This is a genomic window from Streptomyces sp. TSRI0107 (assembly GCF_001905845.1).
GTDB lineage: Bacteria > Actinomycetota > Actinomycetes > Streptomycetales > Streptomycetaceae > Streptomyces.
In genome coordinates this window covers 488,189-506,250 of record NZ_LIVZ01000007.1, presented here as the reverse complement: position 1 = coordinate 506,250, position 18,062 = coordinate 488,189, and the positions used below count along the sequence as shown (strand labels likewise).

At 71.6% G+C, this 18,062-nt stretch carries 17 protein-coding genes and 3 pseudogenes (1 of these 20 cut by a window edge); 11 read left to right on the top strand and 9 right to left on the bottom strand.

From position 1 onward, the window contains the following. The first annotated feature begins 5 nt into the window (after window positions 1–5). The 3 genes from AMK31_RS42160 to AMK31_RS21560 all read left to right on the top strand — a co-directional run bounded on the left by AMK31_RS42160 (window position 6) and on the right by AMK31_RS21560 (window position 1,114). Complete coding sequence (locus tag AMK31_RS42160) at window positions 6–122, top strand: SGM_5486 family transporter-associated protein (protein ID WP_274535971.1); 117 nt, start codon at window positions 6–8, stop codon at window positions 120–122. 201 nt (window positions 123–323) lie between these two features. After that, complete coding sequence (locus AMK31_RS21565; RefSeq protein ID WP_073942220.1) at window positions 324–530, top strand: hypothetical protein; 207 nt, start codon at window positions 324–326, stop codon at window positions 528–530. Window positions 531–595: 65 nt separating this feature from the next. Beyond that, window positions 596–1,114, top strand: coding sequence for a SixA phosphatase family protein (locus AMK31_RS21560; RefSeq protein WP_073942219.1), 519 nt, complete (start codon window positions 596–598; stop codon window positions 1,112–1,114). Window positions 1,115–1,225: 111 nt separating this feature from the next. On the opposite strand, the gene serB is transcribed toward AMK31_RS21560, so the two are convergent. Both serB and AMK31_RS21550 read right to left on the bottom strand, forming a co-directional pair. Then, window positions 1,226–2,434, bottom strand: coding sequence for a phosphoserine phosphatase SerB (gene serB / locus AMK31_RS21555; protein ID WP_073942218.1), 1,209 nt, complete (start codon window positions 2,432–2,434; stop codon window positions 1,226–1,228). Between the two features lie 684 nt (window positions 2,435–3,118). Continuing rightward, window positions 3,119–4,864: pseudogene (locus AMK31_RS21550) on the bottom strand (streptophobe family protein); the annotation flags it as partial. A 243-nt stretch (window positions 4,865–5,107) separates the two neighbouring features. On the opposite strand from AMK31_RS21550, the gene AMK31_RS21545 reads away from it, so the two are divergent. Beyond that, window positions 5,108–7,669 carry an ABC transporter ATP-binding protein/permease gene (locus AMK31_RS21545; protein WP_198948531.1) on the top strand — a complete coding sequence of 854 codons (2,562 nt, stop codon included), beginning with the start codon at window positions 5,108–5,110 and terminating at the stop codon, window positions 7,667–7,669. A gap of 85 nt (window positions 7,670–7,754) precedes the next feature. Here AMK31_RS21545 and AMK31_RS21540 read toward each other — a convergent pair whose 3' ends face one another. The 3 genes and pseudogenes from AMK31_RS21540 to AMK31_RS21535 all read right to left on the bottom strand — a co-directional run. Then, window positions 7,755–8,513 carry a transglycosylase SLT domain-containing protein gene (locus AMK31_RS21540; protein WP_073942216.1) on the bottom strand — a complete coding sequence of 253 codons (759 nt, stop codon included), beginning with the start codon at window positions 8,511–8,513 and terminating at the stop codon, window positions 7,755–7,757. Between the two features lie 333 nt (window positions 8,514–8,846). Beyond that, window positions 8,847–9,224 (bottom strand): annotated as a pseudogene (locus AMK31_RS39220) (S-adenosylmethionine:tRNA ribosyltransferase-isomerase); the annotation flags it as partial. A gap of 63 nt (window positions 9,225–9,287) precedes the next feature. Then, window positions 9,288–9,708 (bottom strand): annotated as a pseudogene (locus tag AMK31_RS21535) (SDR family NAD(P)-dependent oxidoreductase); the annotation flags it as partial. A gap of 212 nt (window positions 9,709–9,920) precedes the next feature. Here AMK31_RS21535 and AMK31_RS21530 point away from each other — a divergent pair. From AMK31_RS21530 to AMK31_RS21520, 3 genes are all read left to right on the top strand, one after another. Next, window positions 9,921–11,066 (top strand): GAF domain-containing sensor histidine kinase, encoded by a 1,146-nt coding sequence (locus tag AMK31_RS21530; protein WP_073942215.1) that lies wholly within the window; start codon window positions 9,921–9,923, stop codon window positions 11,064–11,066. Then, on the top strand, window positions 11,059–11,700 hold the full coding sequence (locus AMK31_RS21525; protein WP_073942214.1) for a response regulator: 642 nt from the start codon (window positions 11,059–11,061) through the stop codon (window positions 11,698–11,700). The genes AMK31_RS21530 and AMK31_RS21525 overlap by 8 nt, the downstream gene beginning before the upstream one ends. A gap of 169 nt (window positions 11,701–11,869) precedes the next feature. Continuing rightward, window positions 11,870–12,115 carry a chaplin gene (locus AMK31_RS21520; RefSeq protein ID WP_073942213.1) on the top strand — a complete coding sequence of 82 codons (246 nt, stop codon included), beginning with the start codon at window positions 11,870–11,872 and terminating at the stop codon, window positions 12,113–12,115. Window positions 12,116–12,235: 120 nt separating this feature from the next. Here AMK31_RS21520 and AMK31_RS21515 read toward each other — a convergent pair whose 3' ends face one another. Then, entirely contained in the window at window positions 12,236–13,024 is a 789-nt protein-coding gene (locus AMK31_RS21515; RefSeq protein ID WP_073942212.1) for a hypothetical protein, read from the bottom strand. Between the two features lie 151 nt (window positions 13,025–13,175). Here AMK31_RS21515 and AMK31_RS21510 point away from each other — a divergent pair, with 151 nt between their 5' ends. The 3 genes from AMK31_RS21510 to AMK31_RS21500 all read left to right on the top strand — a co-directional run bounded on the left by AMK31_RS21510 (window position 13,176) and on the right by AMK31_RS21500 (window position 15,596). Beyond that, a complete protein-coding gene (locus tag AMK31_RS21510) occupies window positions 13,176–13,973 on the top strand; it encodes an ABC transporter ATP-binding protein (protein WP_073942211.1) in 798 nt (265 codons plus the stop codon). Window positions 13,974–14,055: 82 nt separating this feature from the next. Then, window positions 14,056–14,487, top strand: a complete 432-nt coding sequence (locus tag AMK31_RS21505) for an NfeD family protein (RefSeq protein WP_073942210.1) — start codon at window positions 14,056–14,058, stop codon at window positions 14,485–14,487. Window positions 14,488–14,642: 155 nt separating this feature from the next. Beyond that, complete coding sequence (locus AMK31_RS21500; protein WP_073942209.1) at window positions 14,643–15,596, top strand: SPFH domain-containing protein; 954 nt, start codon at window positions 14,643–14,645, stop codon at window positions 15,594–15,596. A gap of 76 nt (window positions 15,597–15,672) precedes the next feature. Here AMK31_RS21500 and AMK31_RS21495 read toward each other — a convergent pair whose 3' ends face one another. The 3 genes from AMK31_RS21495 to AMK31_RS21485 all read right to left on the bottom strand — a co-directional run bounded on the left by AMK31_RS21495 (window position 15,673) and on the right by AMK31_RS21485 (window position 17,686). Next, a complete protein-coding gene (locus AMK31_RS21495; protein WP_073942208.1) occupies window positions 15,673–16,179 on the bottom strand; it encodes an HNH endonuclease in 507 nt (168 codons plus the stop codon). A gap of 144 nt (window positions 16,180–16,323) precedes the next feature. Further along, the gene (locus AMK31_RS21490) at window positions 16,324–16,863 is read right to left on the bottom strand and encodes a YbhB/YbcL family Raf kinase inhibitor-like protein (protein WP_073942207.1); all 540 of its coding nucleotides are present in this window, start codon (window positions 16,861–16,863) and stop codon (window positions 16,324–16,326) included. Window positions 16,864–16,903: 40 nt separating this feature from the next. After that, the gene (locus AMK31_RS21485) at window positions 16,904–17,686 is read right to left on the bottom strand and encodes a sporulation protein (RefSeq protein ID WP_073942206.1); all 783 of its coding nucleotides are present in this window, start codon (window positions 17,684–17,686) and stop codon (window positions 16,904–16,906) included. Window positions 17,687–17,779: 93 nt separating this feature from the next. On the opposite strand from AMK31_RS21485, the gene AMK31_RS21480 reads away from it, so the two are divergent. Next, window positions 17,780–18,062 carry the 5' portion of a DNA-3-methyladenine glycosylase gene (locus AMK31_RS21480; RefSeq protein WP_073942205.1) on the top strand. The gene runs 359 nt beyond the window's last position, so 283 of the gene's 642 nt are visible here — the first part of the coding sequence; it begins with the start codon at window positions 17,780–17,782; its stop codon lies off the right edge, out of view.

The window sequence follows — 18,062 nt, the reverse complement described above, 5'->3', positions numbered from 1 at the left end:
GCGGTATGCCAGTGCTCGACCCGAACCCCAAGAACGGCCAGAAGAAGATGCTGCTCGTCTTCGGCTCGTTCTTCGCCATCTTCGTGATCATCGCCGTCATCGCGTCGATCGCCGCGCCATAGGACCCGTGGCCCTCGGCTCCCCGGCCCTGATGCCCCGATGGCACGCTCATGGTGGGGTTGTCCCCACCATCCCCTAGGGGGTGAGTGTCAGGGTCAAGTGGGTGGGTCACCGGATGGGTTGACGCCTCTGCGTTCCGTAGCGTCGAAGTGTGGCCGCGGGAGGCGGACCACGCCAGTCGAGGACGGATCCACGGAGGCATCATGTCGGCCCGCACCCAGCCCCGCCCCCGCCCGGTCGGCACCCGGGGCGTCGAAACTCGCCTGCCCTGGTGGGCCCTCGCCCTGCCGACGCTCGCCTTCGTCGCCCTGCTGACGCTCATCCTGAACCCGGCCGACGCCCACGCCGCGGGCGGCGACCCCGCCATGGCCCGGCTCATGGACCACGTCCGGCAGCTGCTGACCCGCTGAGCACCCGCGAAACCGCTCGTCAACTCCCTGCGCCCCATGGCCTGTTTCATGCGAAGCTGGGAGTCATGAGCGTCGCAGAACCCCGCAGGATCGTCCTCTTCCGGCATGCGAAGGCCGACTGGCCCCAGGTCAACGACCACGAGCGGCCGCTCGCCGACCGGGGCCGCATGGACGCCGCCGAAGCCGGACGCAGGCTGGCCGACACCGGCATCCCCTTCGACCTGGCCCTCTGCTCCACGGCGACCCGGACCCGCGAGACCTGGAAGCTCGCCGTCCACGAGTTCTCGCACCGGCCGAAGACGGTCTACGAGGAGCGGATCTACGAGGCCTCGCCCGGCGAGCTGATCGCCGTGCTCAACGAAACCCCCGACGACGCCCAGAACCTCCTCCTGATCGGCCACAACCCCGGCGTGCACGGCCTCGCCGAGGTGCTGGCAGGCTCGGCCGACGACGAGGCCCGCCGGCGGATGGCCCGCCGCGGCTTCCCGGCCGCCGCCTTCGCGGTGCTGTCCTTCACCGGCTCCTGGAAGACCCTCGAACCGGGCGTGGGCACTCTGGTCGACTACTGGGCCCCGAGCGAGTGAGCCGACCCCGGTACAGCTGACGGGGCCGGCACCACGGCGGTACCGGTCCCGTCACACGACGACGTCACACCACGACGGGCGGCACCGGCTCCCCGGAGCCGCCCGGCCGGATCAGCTCTCCTCGTGCGCGTCCGCCGCCTCGACCTCTTCCCGGGTGACACCGAGCAGGTAGAGCACGGTGTCCAGGAACGGCACGTTCACCGCCGTGTGCGCGGCCTCCCGCACCACCGGCTTCGCGTTGAAGGCGACCCCGAGCCCGGCCGCGTTCAGCATGTCCAGGTCGTTGGCGCCGTCGCCGATCGCCACGGTCTGCGACAGCGGTACGCCCGCCTCCGCGGCGAACCGGCGCAGCAGCCGCGCCTTGCCCGCGCGGTCCACGATCTCCCCGGTGACCCGGCCGGTCAGCTTGCCGTCGACGATCTCCAGGGTGTTGGCCTGGGCGAAGTCCAGCCCCAGGCGTTCCTTCAGATCGTCCGTGACCTGGGTGAACCCGCCGGAGACCACACCGACTTGGTAGCCGAGCCGCTTCAGCGTGCGGATCAGCGTACGGGCGCCCGGCGTCAGCCGGACCTCGCTGCGCACCTTGTCCACCACCGAGGCGTCCAGGCCCTTCAGCAGCGCCACCCGCGCGTGCAGCGACTGCTCGAAGTCCAGCTCGCCGCGCATCGCGGCGGCCGTCACCTCGGCGACCTGGTCCTCGCAGCCGGCGTGCGCGGCGAAGAGCTCGATCACCTCGTCCTGGATCAGGGTGGAGTCCACGTCCATGACGACCAGGCGCTGGGCGCGCCGGTGCAGTCCCGCCGCGACGACCGCCACGTCGACGCCGAGCGCCGCCGCGTCGGTGACCAGGGTGGTGCGCAGCGGTTCGGTCTCCACGCCGGACACCGCGAACTCCACGGCGGTCACGGGGTACTTGGCGAGCCGGAAGATACGGTCGATGTTGCCGCCGGCCTTGGTGATCTTGGCGGCGATCGCGGCGGTGGCCTCGGCGGTGAGGGGGTGACCGAGCACGGTCACCAGGGAGCGGCCGAGGCCGCGGGGGCGGTTGTCGCCGAGGCCGGAGATGATCTCGGCCTGCATCTTCATCGACTCGGCCCAGCTGTGGACGGTGGCCCGGAGGTCGCCCTCCAGCCCGTGGGGCGGCTCGGTCACGAGCGCGCACAGCACGATCCGGCCACGGGTGACGACCTGCTCGATGTCGACCACGTCGACCGAGTAGGCGGCGAGGGTGTCGAAGAGCCCGGCCGTGATCCCCGGCCTGTCCTTGCCGAAGATCTTGACCAGGAGAGTGGGGACGTCAGAGGTCTGCAAAGCGCTCATGGTGCTCCCACGGTAACCGGCACCCAGTGCCGCCCGCCCCCGAGGTCCGCCTAGCGGACACGGAACACTGGTCGACGCCCGGATGACGTCCGTGTGACACACCGGCCACGACGCCAAACTCCTGCCCCGCCCGGCACCCTACTCGGGCCTGCCCGGCGGGGGTGGCGCGGGGGGCGGGGGCGGCGGCGGCCCCTCCTCGGGCGACGTCGGCGCCCGCCGGGGGGAACGCGGAGGCGGCTCCACGGGACGCACAACGGTCGGCGCCCCGTACAGCCCGTCATCCCAGATCCCCCGGTCCGCCCCCTCCCCGGATTCCCCGGAGAACGACTGCTCAGCAGCCCCATCTCCGACACCGCGCCCGACCCCCGGTGCGCCGGGCGCCCCTTCATGGGGGCTCTGCCCGGCCGCCGGCACCCCTGACGCCCCGGGCCGAGAGCCCCACCCGCGCGGCGACGCATCCTCTGACGCCTCCACGCGTGAGCGTGGCTCTTCCGGCGGTTCACCGGCCGCCCCTCCGCTGCGGCCCCATCCGCGCGGTGGTTCTCCGGTCGGACTTCCGTTGCCCTCCCGTCCGTGCCATGGCGCATCCTCGGCTGCCCCTTCGGGAGAGCGCCCTCCGGGCGGTGTCTGCCCGGATGCCCCTGCGCTGGGTTCCCAGCCGCGCGGCGGCACCTCCCCAGCCGCCCCTCCCCGAGACCCCGTCCCTCGCGGCGGCCCCTCGGCCGCGCCTCCGCTGCTGTCACCCCACCCCCGCGGCGGCACCTCCCCAACCGCCCCTCCCCGAGAAGCGGCCCCCTGCGCCGGCCCCCCAGCCGTCCCTCCCCAAGCCCCCCGTTCACCCGGCCGCAGCACCTCCGTGTCCCGGTCCCGGTCGCGGTGCAAGCCCTCCGGTAGGCGCAGGTACGGATTGGTGGCCGGGTTCGGTGGGCGGTACGGAGTGCCCGGGAGATACGGCCCCGGGCCCTGGGCCTGGTCCGCGAGACCCCGCCGCACGGCACCCCGTGCCAACGGTGCCGCCCGCCGCCCGGCGGCCCCGGCGGCCAACGCCAGCAGCGCCCCGCCGGCTCCCGCGGCCGCGCCCCACACCGCGCCGAGCAGCAGTGCCGTGCCGAGGTGTGGGCTCAGGTCCACCCCGGCCCCGAACGCGTCGACCCCCAGGATCGAGAACGAGGCGTCCAGGGACACCTCGGTCAGCAGTCCGAGCAGCGGCAGCGCGAGCGCGGTGGCCGGCCCCAGCCGCAGCGCGCAGCACCCCGCGAAGCCGACGGCGCCCCGGCCACGTACAGTCCCGGCCGAGCCCGCCGCACCCACCTCCACCGGCGTCCGCACCGCCTGCAGCACCCCCGCCGCCAGCATCGCCAGCACCGCCGCCACCCCCAGCAGCCACACCCGTCCGTCCAGCTCCGCCAGCCGCCCCAGGGTGACCCGCTGGCCGGAGTCGGCGAGGAGGTCGTCGAGCGGGTCGGGCAGGAAGCGGGTGAGGGCGCCGGAGGCCTCGCCGTGCCAGGGGACGACGAGGCCGATCGAGGTCCCCAGCCACACCCCGTTCGGCGCGCCGAGCAGCGCCGCTCCCGCGATCCGCTTCGGGTGGTCGTCGCCGATCGCCGCGTACGCCGCCGCCGCGCACCCCGCCGCGACGGCGACCAGCAGCACTGTGACGAGCGCCGACACGGTCGGCCGTACCACGCGGTGCACCACGTCCCAGCCGCGCGGCAGCGGCGTGCGGCGCGACGCGAGCAGCGCGACCACCAGCACCCCGGTCACCCAGGCCGCCCCGCCCAGCAGCGTCGGCGCGGTGTCGACGGTGAACCCGACCGCCGCCTCCGCGTCGACGAGGTCGCCGAGCCGGTCGGGCAGCAGCCCGCCGATGTCCCCGAGATCCCCGACGTCCCCGAGCCCCGGGATCTCGATGCCCCCGGAACCGGAACCGGCACCGGATCCCGCCCCGGGCACGTCGTCGAGGCCGAGTGCGCCACCGTCGAGGGTGATGACGTCGTGCCCCGCCCAGGCCAGCCCGCCCAGCGTGGCGACGAACAGCGCGACCACCGCCCCCGCGCGGGCGAGGAGTTCGGCGGGGGAGACGACAACTCCGGCCGCGCGCAAGGACCGTAGGAAGAACCACGACAGCAGCAGTGCGCCGACCAGGCTCACTCCCAATGGCGTGATCTCGATGGCGGTCGTGGCCTCGGCGCCCTCCAGGCCGAACACGGACACATCCCCGGACGGGGTGACGGAACCACCCGTCCCGAGCGCCACAACCGCCGCGGTCATCGGCCCCAACGAACCGGCCGCGTCGGCCTCCAGGAGCCGCAGCCCGAGCGCCGCCGTCCCGGCCATCCCGATCAACGCCCAGCTCACGGCGGCGATCGCGGACAGCAGCACATCGACCCAGGGCACCTTCGTGCCGTACCGCGCGGTCTCGTCGCTCATGGCAGACCCCCCGATCCGCGGCGCGGCAGGAGCGCCGCGCTTGTCCCCCTCGCGGGGGATTACCACTCTCCGGGCGAGTTTCAACCCCCGTCAACGACAACGCTTCGATGCGCCCGTACGCGGTCTTCACAAGGCCCGACTTTCGGTCAGGGGGCCGCTCCTGAAATAGTTCCCCCCGATGTTCGACATCCCTAGACTCCCTGCGACGGGGGTAACTCGGGGGACAACTCAGTGGGGCATGGAGTGCCGGAACTCGTACTGGAATCAAATGGACGGACCTGGACGCTCGATTCGTCCAGGGCCTACACACTCGGACGTGACCCTCAGGGTGACGTCGTGTTCGACGACGCCAGGGTCTCCTGGCGGCACGCCACGGTCAGCTTCAACGGCCGCAGTTGGGTCATCGAGGACCATGGCAGCACCAACGGCACGTTCGTGCACGGCCAGCGGATCCAGCAGATGGAGATCGGTGCCGGCTCGGTGGTGCACCTGGGCAACGGCACCGACGGTCCGCTCGTGACGCTCTCCGGCGCCGCGGCCGCCGTGACGCCGCAGGCCCAGCCGCAGCAGCAGCCGTACGCGGCGCAGGGCGCGGGCGCGGGCTGGGCCCAGCAGGCGCCGGCGCCGCAGCAGCAGATCCCCCACCAGCAGGCCCCGCAGGCCGGCTGGCAGCAGCCGCAGCAGCCGCAGGCGGGCGCGCACATCCCGCAGCAGCAGGCCCCGGCGGAGAACTACGTGCAGAAGGTGCCCGGCGGTGCCGCGGGGGCGCCGCCGGTCCACGGCGACCGCAGCCCCACCACGTTCCACCAGTTCGCGCTCGGCCGCGTCATGCGCATCGGACGTGCCCTGGAGAACGACCTGGTCGTCTCCGACCTCCAGGTCTCCCGCCACCACGCGGAGTTCCACGCCACGCCCGACGGCCGCATGGAGATCCGCGACCTCGGCTCGCACAACGGCACGTACGTCAACGGCCAGCCGATCGCCAAGGGCGGCGCGGCGCTGCTCGGCCCGGCCGACATCGTCGGCGTCGGCCACTCGACGTTCCGGATCGTCGGCGACCGGCTGGAGGAGTTCGTCGACACCGGCGAGGTGTCCTTCTCCGCCCGCCATCTGACGGTCACGGTCGACGGCGGCAAGCAGATCCTCAAGGACGTCTCGTTCGGCGTCCCGGAGAAGTCGCTGATCGCGGTCATCGGCCCGTCCGGCTCCGGCAAGTCCACCCTGCTCAAGGCGCTGACCGGCTACCGGCCCGCCAACCAGGGCGAGGTGCTGTACGACAACCGGAACCTCTACAAGCAGTTCGCCGAGCTGCGCCAGCGCATCGGTCTGGTCCCGCAGGACGACATCCTGCACAAGGAGCTGACCGTCAAGAAGGCCCTCAAGTACGCGGCCAAGCTCCGCTTCCCCGCCGACACCACGGCGTCCGAGCGCGAGGCCCGCATCGACGAGGTGCTGCGCGAGCTGAAGCTCGACATCCACAAGGACAAGAAGGTCACCTCGCTCTCCGGCGGCCAGCGCAAGCGCGTCTCCGTCGCCCTGGAGCTGCTGACCAAGCCGTCGCTGATCTTCCTGGACGAGCCGACCTCCGGCCTCGACCCGGGCATGGACCGCGATGTCATGCAGCTGCTGCGCGGCCTCGCCGACGACGGCCGCACGGTTCTCGTCGTCACCCACTCGGTGGCCGAGCTGGCGCTGTGCGACAAGCTGCTGGTGATGGCGCCGGGCGGTTCCGTCGCCTACTTCGGCCCGCCCGAGGAGGCGCTGAACTTCTTCGGCTACGAAACCTGGGCCGATGTGTTCTCCGCCTTCGAGAACTACCGCGACTACGACTGGGCGGGCCGCTGGAAGGGCTCGCAGCACTACCAGATGTACGCCGCGGACATCGACGCCGTCGCCCCGCAGGCCGTACAGATGCCGCAGATGCAGGCGATGAAGCCGCCGAAGCCGCAGGGCTGGATGTCGCAGTGGGTCACGCTGGTCCGCCGCTACGTCTCGGTGATCGCCTCCGACAAGGGCTTCCTCGCCCTGATGGTGATCCTGCCGGCCGTGCTCGGCGCGGTGAGCCTGCTCATCGACCCGGACCGCGGTCTGCTGCCCAACCCGGCGAACCCGCAGACCGGTCGGATCATCCCGAACGGCACGGCGACCACCGTCCTGCTGATCCTCGCCGTCGGCGCCTGCTTCGCCGGCGCGGCGAACTCCGTGCGTGAGCTGATCAAGGAACGGGTCATCTACGAGCGGGAGCGCGCCACCGGCCTGTCCCGTTCGGCGTACCTGATGTCCAAGGTGTTCGTGCTCGGCATGATCACCGTGCTCCAGGGCCTGCTGGTCGGCGTGATCGGCTTCGCCAGCCGGGAGATCCCCGAGGAGGGCCTGATCCTGGGCGGCGCCACGCTCGTCGAGCTGTCCCTGCCGATCATGGCGCTGGGCTTCACCTCGATGATGTTCGGCCTGATCATCTCCTCGCTGGTGAAGACCGCCGAGAAGACGATGCCGCTGCTGGTGATGTTCGCGATCATCCAGGTCGTGTTCACCGGCTGCCTCTTCGCCCTGAACGGCACGGTCGGCGTCAACCAGTTCTCGTACCTGATGCCGTCGCGCTGGGCGGTCGCCGCCGCGGGCGCCACGCTGGACTTCAACAAGATCAGCCCGCCCGAGGAGGGCGCCGACAACGACCCGCTGTGGGAGCACAGCCTGGGCACCTGGGGTCTGGACATGGCCGCCCTGATCGCCCTGGGCGTCCTCTGCGGCTTCTTCGTGGCCCGCTTCCTGCGCCGCCACGAGCCGGAGGTCATGCGCAAGTAGGCGCCGGTCCGCGCGACGCCGAAGGGCGGCACCCCGTCAGGGGGGTGCCGCCCTTCGGCGCTGTGTACCGAGGTCCGCGCCTGCCTCAGTACGCGCTGTTGACGTTGTCCATCGAGCCGTACCGGTCGGCCGCGTAGTTGCAGGCGGCGGTGATGTTGGCGACCGGGTCGTAGATGTTCCAGGACGTGCCGGGGACGTGGTAGGCCTTGAAGGTCGGCGGGATGACCTGGAGCAGGCCCTTGGACGGGATGCCGTTGATGGCGTTGATGTCCCAGTTGTTGATGGCGTTCGGGTTGCCCGAGGACTCGCGCATGACGTTGCGGTGGATGCCGTCGTAGGAAGCCGGGATGCCGTGCTTCTTCAGGATCGCCAGCGACTCGCGGATCCAGCCGTCGAGGTTGTTCGGGTAGGCCTGGACGGCGGCCGGCTTGACCGCGGCGCGCTGCGCGGACCGGCTCGCGGCGGCCTTGGCGGCGCGCTCCTGCGCGGCCTTCTTGGCGGCGGCCTGCTTCGCGGCCAGGGCCTCGGCCTTCTGCTTGGCGGCGGCCTCGGCCTTCTTCGCCGCGGCCTTGACGACGGCCTGGTGCTTGGCCTCGATGGCCTCGATCTTCACGCTGGTGGCGGCGAGCTGGTCGGTGACGGTCGTCTTGACGTCCTTGACCTGCGCGGGGCTGTAGGCGACGGCAGCCGCGGAACCGGCCTCGGTCGTGGTGGTCTTGGCACCGGCCGGGGCGGCGGAGAGCGCGACGGCGGCGGTACCGAGGGCGGCGACACCGGCGAGCGCGATCTTGTGCGTCTTGGTCAGCGAGCGACTACGACTGGGCTTCTGATGGTTCTGCAGCATGCGAATGGACCTCTTCGAATAGCGCGGAGTCGCTCTGCGTCCGGCGGGGGACACGGGTTCGTCCCGCACGAACGCCGCGGGCGGAAACCCGCGGCGCTGAGCGACGGCTGCAATTCTTAGCGGCCGCAAAATTCGGTGGCAAAGGTGTGACGTACGATGTCCGATAGTGGATCACCTAGGGGCAAATCAGGACAGATTGGACCGTCTTTCCCGCTCATGTGGAGGCTGTCCATCTCCTAAGGGCCTTCGTACGTGACCTGCGCCCTATGCGAGGGCTCACACCGCGCCCCACCCCGTCTCACTGACCGTTGCGGAAGCAATGCCCTATGTAAGGGCTCGGTGAGAGGCCTCCTCCGGCATCGGCAGACGCGACGCCTCCGGCTCGTGCAGCCCGCCCACCACCCGCACCCCGCACCCCGGAGTGACCACGGCATCCGTCCACCCCGAACGCGCGCGTACGACCCCGCCGGCGCCCACCGCCGACTCCACTGGCCCGCACCGCGGTCGTCCCTACGCACGAACATCTCCGGGTACGGCGGGCTCGCAGGCCTCCGCCGACGCCGGCATCTCCTCGCTCCCCTCCCCGTCGGCCGACGGCAGCGCGAACACCGTCTGGTACACGGACAGCGGCTGGTCCCGCTCCGTGCAGGAGTACGGGATGGGCCGACCGTGCTCACGCAGCACCGCGCGGGCGTCCGCACCGGCCGCCCGCCCCGCTCAGCGGCTGCGTCTCGGTCCAGGCCGGGCCCCCGCTGCTCGGCGGGCACCCGCGCACGCCTCGGCGGCCGCGTCCGAGCTGACCGCCACCACCGTCCCCGCCCCGAGGCCCGCAGCAGCGGCAGCGCGTCCTGGACCAGACCCAGCGCGGCCACCACGCTCACCTCCAGTGCCCGCCGCAACCCGTCCAGCGGCAGCCGCTCCAGCCGTACCAGCGGCTCGGCATCGAGCGCGCTCGCGCTGCTCACCAGCAGGCGCCCCGCTCAGCCGCCGGGCCGCCGCCACCAGCTCCGCGCGGTGCGCCGCGTCCCCGGGCACGGCCGCCACGCGGGTCCCGTGCACCGGCGAGCCCCGCCGCCCCCATCAGCACCTCGGCGTTCCACGCGTCCAGCACCAGATCCCAGCCGCGCCCCGCCAGCGCCTCGGCGAGCGCCCGCCCGAGCCCCTTCGAAGCCCCCGTGACGATCGCCACCGGCATGACCGACGTCCCCTCGTCCTCGAACCCTCCCCTCGGCGTGCCCGCACCGTAGGAACCGGCCCGTCCGCCCCGCCCCGGACGCGGGCCGCGAACCGGCGGGGCCCTGAGTCCCACGCCGAACCCCCGGGACCTGCGCCCTAGGACCTCGGGACCAGACGGCCGCCGTCACCGGTCGGATCCGCGCTGTCACACCCCGCCGGTAGCGTGGAGACATGAGTCAAGGCCCCAGGTCCGGCCTCGCCGCGGTGAGCTCCGCGCTGCTGGCCATGAGCAGGCATCTCGAGGTGCGCGACGTCCTCAAGACGATCGTCGCGTCCGCCCGCGAACTGCTCGACGCGCAGTACGCCGCCCTCGGCGTCCCCGACGACCACGGCGGCTTCGCCCAGTTCGTCGTCGACGGCGTCAGTGAGGAGCAGTGGAAGGCCATCGGCCCCCTCCCGCGCCAGCACGGCATCCTCGCCTCGATGCTCCACGAGGCCCGCGCCGAACGCCTCGCCGACGTCCGGGAGGACCCCCGCTTCGAGGGCTGGCCCTCCGCCCACCCCGAGCTGGCCGACTTCCTGGGCGTGCCCATCCGCGACGGCGACGAGATCCTCGGCGCCCTCTTCCTGGCCAACAAGAACTGCGCGCTGCCCGCCGGCGGCTGCAACTTCACCGAGGACGACGAGGAACTGCTCACCATCCTCGCCCAGCACGCCGCCATCGCCCTGACCAACGCCCGGCTCTACGAACGCAGCCGCGAGCTGACCATCGCCGAGGAACGCTCCCGCCTCGCCCACGAACTGCACGACGCCGTCAGCCAGAAGCTGTTCTCCCTGCGCCTGACCGCACAGGCCGCCACCGCCCTCGTCGACCGCGACCCGGCCCGTGCCAAGTGCGAACTGCAGCAGGTGGCCGCCCTCGCCGCGGAGGCCGCCGACGAACTGCGCGCCGCCGTCGTCGAGCTGCGCCCCGCCGCCCTCGACGAGGACGGCCTCGTCGCCACCCTGCGCACCCAGATCCAGGTCCTCGACCGCGCCCACACCGCGCGCGTGTCCTTCGACAGCTGCGGGGTGCGCGCCCTGCCCGCCACCCAGGAGGAGGCCCTGCTGCGCGTCGCCCAGGAGGCCCTGCACAACGCCCTGCGGCACTCCGGCGCCGACCGCGTCGACGTGGCCCTGGAGAAACGCGGCAACGGCGCGGTGCTGCGCGTCACGGACGACGGCAGCGGATTCGACCCGCGCCAGGTCCGCCGCGCGGGACGCCATCTCGGCCTGGTCTCCATGCGGGACCGGGCCGGTGGAGTCGGCGGCAGACTGACCGTGGAATCGGCGCCCGGCAAGGGCACCACGATCGAGATGGAGGTCCCCGGTGGCTGACGCAATCAAGGTGCTGCTCGTCGACGACCACCAGGTCGTCCGCCGGGGCCTGCGCACCTTCCTCGAAGTGCAGGACGACATCGAGGTCGTCGGAGAGGCAGCCGACGGAGCCGAGGGCGTCGAGCGCGCCGAGGAACTGCGGCCCGACGTCGTGCTGATGGACATCAAGATGCCGGGCATGGACGGCGTCGAGGCCCTGCGCAGACTCCGCGAACTCGACAACCCCGCGCGCGTGCTCATCGTCACCAGCTTCACCGAGCAGCGCACGGTGGTCCCGGCCCTGCGCGCCGGCGCCGCGGGGTACGTGTACAAGGACGTCGACCCCGACGCCCTGGCCGGTGCCATCCGCTCGGTGCACGCCGGGCACATCCTGCTCCAGCCGGAGGTTGCGGGCGCCCTGCTGGCCCAGGAGGACTCCACCACCGGCCAGGGCAGAGGCGGTTCGCTCACCGAGCGGGAACGCGAGGTGCTGGGCCTGATAGCCGACGGCCGCTCCAACCGGGAGATCGCCCGCGCCCTGGTGCTGTCCGAGAAGACCGTCAAGACCCACGTCTCGAACATCCTGATGAAGCTCGACCTGGCGGACCGCACGCAGGCCGCCCTGTGGGCCGTACGCCATGGCGTCACCGGCTGACAAGCCCTCCGTACGGCACTACGGACGGCAATACGGAAGGTTCCGCTCCGGGCTGAGATTCATACCGTCGTGGGAATGTCCCCCGGATGGCGCATCCTCCGCGGATCTCCGGCGTTCTCCAGTGCGTGCTGCGGCGCCTGCCGCAGTGATCGCTAGAGAGGGCTCAGAAGTGAAGAACCTGAAGAAGGCAGCGGCTGTGACGATGGTGGCCGGTGGCCTGGTGGCCGCCGGTGCGGGCATGGCCTCCGCCACCGAGGGCTCCCTGGCGGCCGGCAAGGCGGAGCACTCGCCGGGCGTCGTCTCGGGCAACCTCGTCCAGGCCCCGGTCCACGTCCCGGTGAACGTGGTCGGCAACAGCGTGAACGTCGTCGGCGTGCTGAACCCGGCCTTCGGCAACCTGGGCGTCAACCACTGACGTCGCGTCCCGCGGTCGCGGGACGACCGGCCGCGGCGGCCTTCGCCGGCTGAGCACATCGCCGGGAAGGCCGCCGTGGCGGCCACCGGTCCGCCGGCGCCGGTCAGCGCGAACCCGCGCTCACCGCATCCCCCGCTCGCGCTCCTCCACAACGGCGTTGTACGCCGCCACCTGCGCCCGCCGCGCCGTCCGCTCCACCGGCCTGAGCGCCTGCGCCCGAGCCGCCATCTCCCCGGCGCTCACCGCGCCCCCGTGCCCGTTCTCGTACGCCACCGAGATCAGCGTCCCGACCCGCTGCGCCAGCTCCAGCACCCGCACCGCCCGCGGCGGATACCCCGGCGCCAGCACCTCACGCCCACGCTCCGTACGCCCGCGGTACGCGTCGATCGCCGCCTCCGCAACCGGCCCCGACGCGGCCACGTCCAGCCGCGTCAGCACCTCGGTCGCCTCCCGCAGGGCCTCCGCCAGCTCCCGCTCCGCCTCGCCGAGCGAGGGCACATCGGCCGGCGGCGCCTCCCGCACCGCCAGGCAGTGCCAGACGACCTCGACATGCACATCACCCTCGGGCCCGGCCTCGTACACCTCCGGCACCAGGCCCAGGGCAGCGCCGTGGCAGATCACCGCCTCCTCGGCGTCGATCGCCCGCTGGTTGAACTCCGGCGGCCCGCTCAGACCGAGCGGATGCCCCGGCGCGGGCAGCGCGACCCGCAGCGCGGTCACCCCGAGCGTGCGCAGCCGACCCAGCGCGAGCGTGAGCCCGACGGGCGCCGACTCGCCGGGCAGCCCCGCCACCCGGTGCACGGCATCGTCCCCGACGACGGCGAGCACGGCGTCATCCGGTGAGACAAGTCCGGCAAGTAGGGCATTTCCCCATGCGGCAAGACGTCCTGAGCGTGGTTCCGAGAGCATGCCTCCACCCTAAGGACCGGACCGAGGGAATGTCCGGGCCGACCGGTGGCGTAGATTTCATGGAGGGCTGCGCCCACCGGCGCGACCGACCGAGCCACAGGCGTACGCGACAGCCGAGACCGGCGACACTGCAAGGGGAGACAACGCGCTCATGAGCGATGTTCTGGAGCTTCAGGACGTATCCGTGGTCCGCGAGGGCCGGGCTCTGGTGGACCAGGTCTCCTGGTCGGTCAAGGAGGGCGAGCGCTGGGTGATCCTCGGCCCCAACGGCGCCGGCAAGACCACCCTCCTCAACGTCGCCTCGAGCTACCTCTACCCCAGCAAGGGCACCGCCACCATCCTCGGCGAGACCCTCGGCAAGCCCGGCACCGACGTCTTCGAACTGCGCCCCCGCATCGGCATGGCCGGCATCGCCATGGCCGACAAGCTCCCCAAGCGCCAGACCGTCCTCCAGACCGTGCTCACCGCCGCCTACGGCATGACCGCCGCCTGGCAGGAGGAGTACGAGGACGTCGACGAGCAGCGCGCCCGCGCCTTCCTCGACCGCCTCGGCATGTCCGACTACCTGGACCGCAAGTTCGGCACCCTCTCCGAGGGCGAGCGCAAGCGCACCCTCATCGCCCGCGCCCTGATGACCGACCCGGAGCTGCTGCTCCTCGACGAGCCCGCCGCCGGCCTCGACCTCGGCGGCCGCGAGGACCTGGTCCGCCGCCTCGGCCGGCTCGCCCGCGACCCCATCGCCCCCTCGATGCTCATGGTCACCCACCACGTCGAGGAGATCGCCCCCGGCTTCACCCACGTCCTCATGATCCGCCAGGGCAAGGTCCTCGCCGCGGGCCCGCTGGAGCTCGAACTCACCTCCCGCAACCTCTCCCTCTGCTTCGGCCTGCCGCTCGTCGTCGAGCAGGTCGGCGAGCGCTGGACGGCCCAGGGCCTGCCGCTCGGCTGAACCCCAACGCCCTCGGCCACAGGGCGCGTTCCCGCCCGACCGCGCCCTGTCGGCGACGGGACCACGGACCTACCATGACCGTGTGAACGACATCGACGCATGGGTGTGGTGGCTCGTCGGCGCGGCCGCGCTCGGAATCCCGCTCGTGGTCACCGCCATGCCCGAACTCGGCATGCTCGCGGTCGGCGCGATCGCGGGCGCGATCGCCGCCGCCCTGGGCGGCGACGTCGTGGTCCAGGTGCTCGTCTTCGTCGCGGTCTCGGTCGCGCTCCTGGCGGTCGTACGCCCCATCGCGACCCGGCACCGCGCCCAACGGCCCCAACTCGTCAGCGGCGTCGAGGCGCTGAAGGGCAAACAGGCCGTCGTCCTGGAACGAGTGGACGGCTCCGGCGGACGCATCAAGCTCGCCGGCGAGGTCTGGTCGGCCCGCGCCCTCGACACCGACCGTGCCTACGAAGTCGGTCAGGAAGTGGACGTGGTGGACATCGAGGGGGCGACCGCGATCGTCATGTGACCTCGAACGACACCTCGCACGACAGCTCGCACGACACAAGTGGACCGAACACCCTACGAGTTGCGTGACGGTCTGCAAGACTCGACCAGCAAGATCTTCAGAGCCATAAGATCTTCCAAGAGCGCCGAGGCGGAGAAGGGTACGGGGAAGCAGCGATGGAACCGATCATCATCGTCTTGATCATCCTGGTGGTGTTGGTCTTCATCGCCCTGATCAAGACGATCCAGGTCATCCCACAGGCCAGCGCCGCCATCGTCGAGCGCTTCGGCCGCTACACACGGACCCTCAACGCGGGCCTGAACATCGTCGTCCCGTTCATCGACACCATCCGCAACCGCATCGACCTGCGCGAACAGGTCGTGCCGTTCCCGCCGCAGCCGGTGATCACCCAGGACAACCTGGTCGTCAACATCGACACGGTCATCTACTACCAGGTCACCGACGCCCGCGCCGCCACCTACGAGGTCGCCAGCTACATCCAGGCGATCGAACAGCTGACGGTCACCACGCTCCGCAACATCATCGGCGGCATGGACCTGGAGCGCACCCTCACCTCCCGCGAGGAGATCAACGCCGCCCTGCGCGGCGTCCTGGACGAGGCCACCGGCAAGTGGGGCATCCGCGTCAACCGCGTCGAGCTCAAGGCCATCGAGCCGCCCACCTCCATCCAGGACTCGATGGAGAAGCAGATGCGCGCCGACCGCGACAAGCGCGCCGCGATCCTCCAGGCCGAGGGTGTCCGCCAGTCCGAGATCCTGCGCGCCGAGGGCGAGAAGCAGTCCCAGATCCTCCGCGCCGAGGGTGAGGCCAAGGCCGCCGCCCTGCGAGCCGAGGGCGAGGCCCAGGCCATCCGCACGGTCTTCGAGTCCATCCACGCCGGCGACCCGGACCAGAAGCTGCTGTCCTACCAGTACCTGCAGATGCTCCCGAAGATCGCCGAGGGCGACGCCAACAAGCTCTGGATCGTCCCCAGCGAGATCGGCGACGCCCTCAAGGGCCTCTCCGGCGCCCTCGGCAACTTCGGCCCCATGTCGAGCGGTTCCGGCGGCGGCGCCCCCACCATCGGCCCCCAGGCCACGGAACGCCGCGAGAAGCCGACCATCGACTGACGGCAGCTCCCCAGGGGCGCGGGGCTCTGCCCGATATGCGGCTTCGCCGCGCGGGCGCGACGAGCCACGGTCTACGTCAGGCAGCCGACCGCGCCAGCCAGTCCGGCAGCGCCTCGAACTCCTCCTCGGCCAGCGCCAGCAGCATCGCGTCCGCCGGCGTCGGCTCGAACGGCTCGGAGAGCAGCGGCATCCCCGCCTCCTCCGGCGTCCGGTCCGCCTTCCGGTGATTGTCCTCCGCACACGAGGCGACCGTGTTCAGCCAGGTGTCCCCGCCACCCTGCGACCGCGGCACCACATGGTCCACCGTCGTCGCCCGCCGGCCGCAGTACGCGCACCGGTGCCGGTCCCGCACCAGCACACCCCGCCTCGACCACGGGGCTTGTCTTCGGAACGGCACCCGTACGTACCTGCACAACCGGATCACCCGCGGCGCCGGTATGTCGACCGCCGCTCCCCGCATCCGCAGCTCGGGATGGGCCTGCTCGACGACGGCCTTGTCCTGCAGCACCAGAACGACGGCTCGGTTCAGCGTCACCGTCGACAACGGCTCGAAGCTCGCGTTCAGTACCAGCGTGTCCCGCATACCAGCCCACCTCCCGTGCGCACCGGCCCACCCCTTGGCGGGCTGGATCAACTCTGGCCGGGCACGCCGAGATGGACAACGCAATAAAAAGTGCCCGCCCCCGGTCGCGAACAAGACCGGGGGCGGGCGAACGTTCCGTGAACGTCAGGCTTCGGCGGGCACCTCGTACTCGCCGATCAGCTGGGCACGCGCCAGCGTGTGGAACCGCAGGTTGAAGCCGACCACGGCGGGACTGGCGTCCGAGTCCGGGCCCAGCTTCTCCTGATCCACCGCGTACACCGTGAACACATACCGGTGCGGCCCGTCCCCGGGCGGCGGCGCGGCACCACCGAAGTCCTTCGTCCCGTAGTCGTTCCGCGCCTGCACGGCACCCTCGGGCAGCCCCTCGAACTTGCCGCTGCCCGCACCCGCCGGCAGCTCGGTGACGGAGGCCGGGATGTCGAACACGACCCAGTGCCAGAACCCGCTGCCCGTCGGGGCGTCCGGGTCGTAGCAGGTCACGGCGAAGCTCTTGGTCTCGGCGGGGAAGCCCTCCCAGCGCAGCTGCGGAGAGGTGTTCCCGGCCGCGTAGACCTGAGCGTCCTTCAGCGTGGCGCCCTCCTCGACGTCCCCGCTGGTCACCGTGAACGACGGCACGGGCGGATGGAAGTCGTGGGGGAGAGGCCGCCGCTTCAGCTCGGTCACCTCGGTACCTCCTGATCGTTTCGGTCCGTGGGTACCGAGCCTAGAACCAGTTGCGCTTGCTGCCGACCTCGGACAGCCACTGGTTGAGGTACGCCGCCCAGTCGGTCCCCTGGTAGTCGTTCAGCCCCACCTGGAACGACCGGAACGTGTCGCTGCCCTCGCTGAACAGACCCGGCTTCTTGTCCATCTCCAGCACGACGTCCATCGCGTTCTGGTCGGCCACGAAGCTCAGCTCGACCTGGTTCAGGCCGCGGTACTGCTGCGGCGGCAGGAACTCGATCTCCTGGTAGAACGGCAGCTTCTGCCGGGTGCCCCGGATGTGCCCGCGCTCCATGTCCGCGTTCTTGAAGCGGAAGCCGAGCTGGATGAAGGCGTCCAGGATCGCCTTCTGCGCCGGCAGCGGGTGCACGTTGATCGGGTCGAGGTCACCGGAGTCCACGGCCCGCGCGATCTCCAGCTCGGTCGTCACACCGATGTCCATGCCGCGCAGCGCCTGACCGTCGATCATGGTGATCGGCGTCTCCCACGGGATGTCCAGCGTGAACGGCACCGCGTGCACGGCGTTCGCCTGAAGCTCGAAGGCACCGCCGAGCCGCACCTTGGTGAACTCGATGTCCTGCTTGTACTCGGTGTCCTGGCCCTCGACCTCGACCCGGGCCTGAAGACCGACCGACAGCGCCTCGATCTGCTGGTTCACGGACCCGCCCTGGATGCGCACCTCACCCTGGACGACACCGCCCGGCACCACGTTGACCTCGGTCAGCACGGTCTCGACGGACGCCCCACCGGCACCCAGGCTCGCGAGCAGCTTCTTGAACGGCATGACTCTCCCTCTAGCGAGTGACCCTTGATCCCTACAAACGCGAACAGACGGCGCCCGGTTCCGGGCCCTCTCCCTGCACTACCCTCGGACGGCATGATCGCGACCCCCGACCGTACGCCCCTCCCCAGAGAGTTCTTCGACCGGCCCGTTCTGGAGGTCGCCCCCGACCTTCTCGGCCGCATCCTCGTACGCACCACCCCGGACGGTCCGATCTCCGTGCGCCTCACCGAGGTCGAGGCCTACGACGGCCAGAACGACCCGGGTTCCCACGCGTACCGCGGCCGCACGGCCCGCAACGCGGTGATGTTCGGCCGGCCCGGCCATGTGTACGTCTACTTCACCTACGGCATGTGGCACTGCATGAACCTGGTGTGCG

What these genes read in the sequence shown, in the direction of transcription:
- AMK31_RS21560 (WP_073942219.1), top strand. Translation starts at nt 596, where the DNA reads ATGAGCGTCGCAGAACCCCGCAGGATCGTCCTCTTCCGGCATGCGAAG.
- AMK31_RS21500 (WP_073942209.1), top strand. Translation starts at nt 14,643, where the DNA reads ATGGAACCGATCATCATCGTCTTGATCATCCTGGTGGTGTTGGTCTTC.
- AMK31_RS21565 (WP_073942220.1), top strand. Translation starts at nt 324, where the DNA reads ATGTCGGCCCGCACCCAGCCCCGCCCCCGCCCGGTCGGCACCCGGGGC.
- AMK31_RS21510 (WP_073942211.1), top strand. Translation starts at nt 13,176, where the DNA reads ATGAGCGATGTTCTGGAGCTTCAGGACGTATCCGTGGTCCGCGAGGGC.
- AMK31_RS21530 (WP_073942215.1), top strand. Translation starts at nt 9,921, where the DNA reads ATGAGTCAAGGCCCCAGGTCCGGCCTCGCCGCGGTGAGCTCCGCGCTG.
- AMK31_RS42160 (WP_274535971.1), top strand. Translation starts at nt 6, where the DNA reads ATGCCAGTGCTCGACCCGAACCCCAAGAACGGCCAGAAGAAGATGCTG.
- AMK31_RS21485 (WP_073942206.1), bottom strand. Translation starts at nt 17,686, where the DNA reads ATGCCGTTCAAGAAGCTGCTCGCGAGCCTGGGTGCCGGTGGGGCGTCC.
- serB (WP_073942218.1), bottom strand. Translation starts at nt 2,434, where the DNA reads ATGAGCGCTTTGCAGACCTCTGACGTCCCCACTCTCCTGGTCAAGATC.
- AMK31_RS21540 (WP_073942216.1), bottom strand. Translation starts at nt 8,513, where the DNA reads ATGCTGCAGAACCATCAGAAGCCCAGTCGTAGTCGCTCGCTGACCAAG.
- AMK31_RS21515 (WP_073942212.1), bottom strand. Translation starts at nt 13,024, where the DNA reads ATGCTCTCGGAACCACGCTCAGGACGTCTTGCCGCATGGGGAAATGCC.
- AMK31_RS21495 (WP_073942208.1), bottom strand. Translation starts at nt 16,179, where the DNA reads ATGCGGGACACGCTGGTACTGAACGCGAGCTTCGAGCCGTTGTCGACG.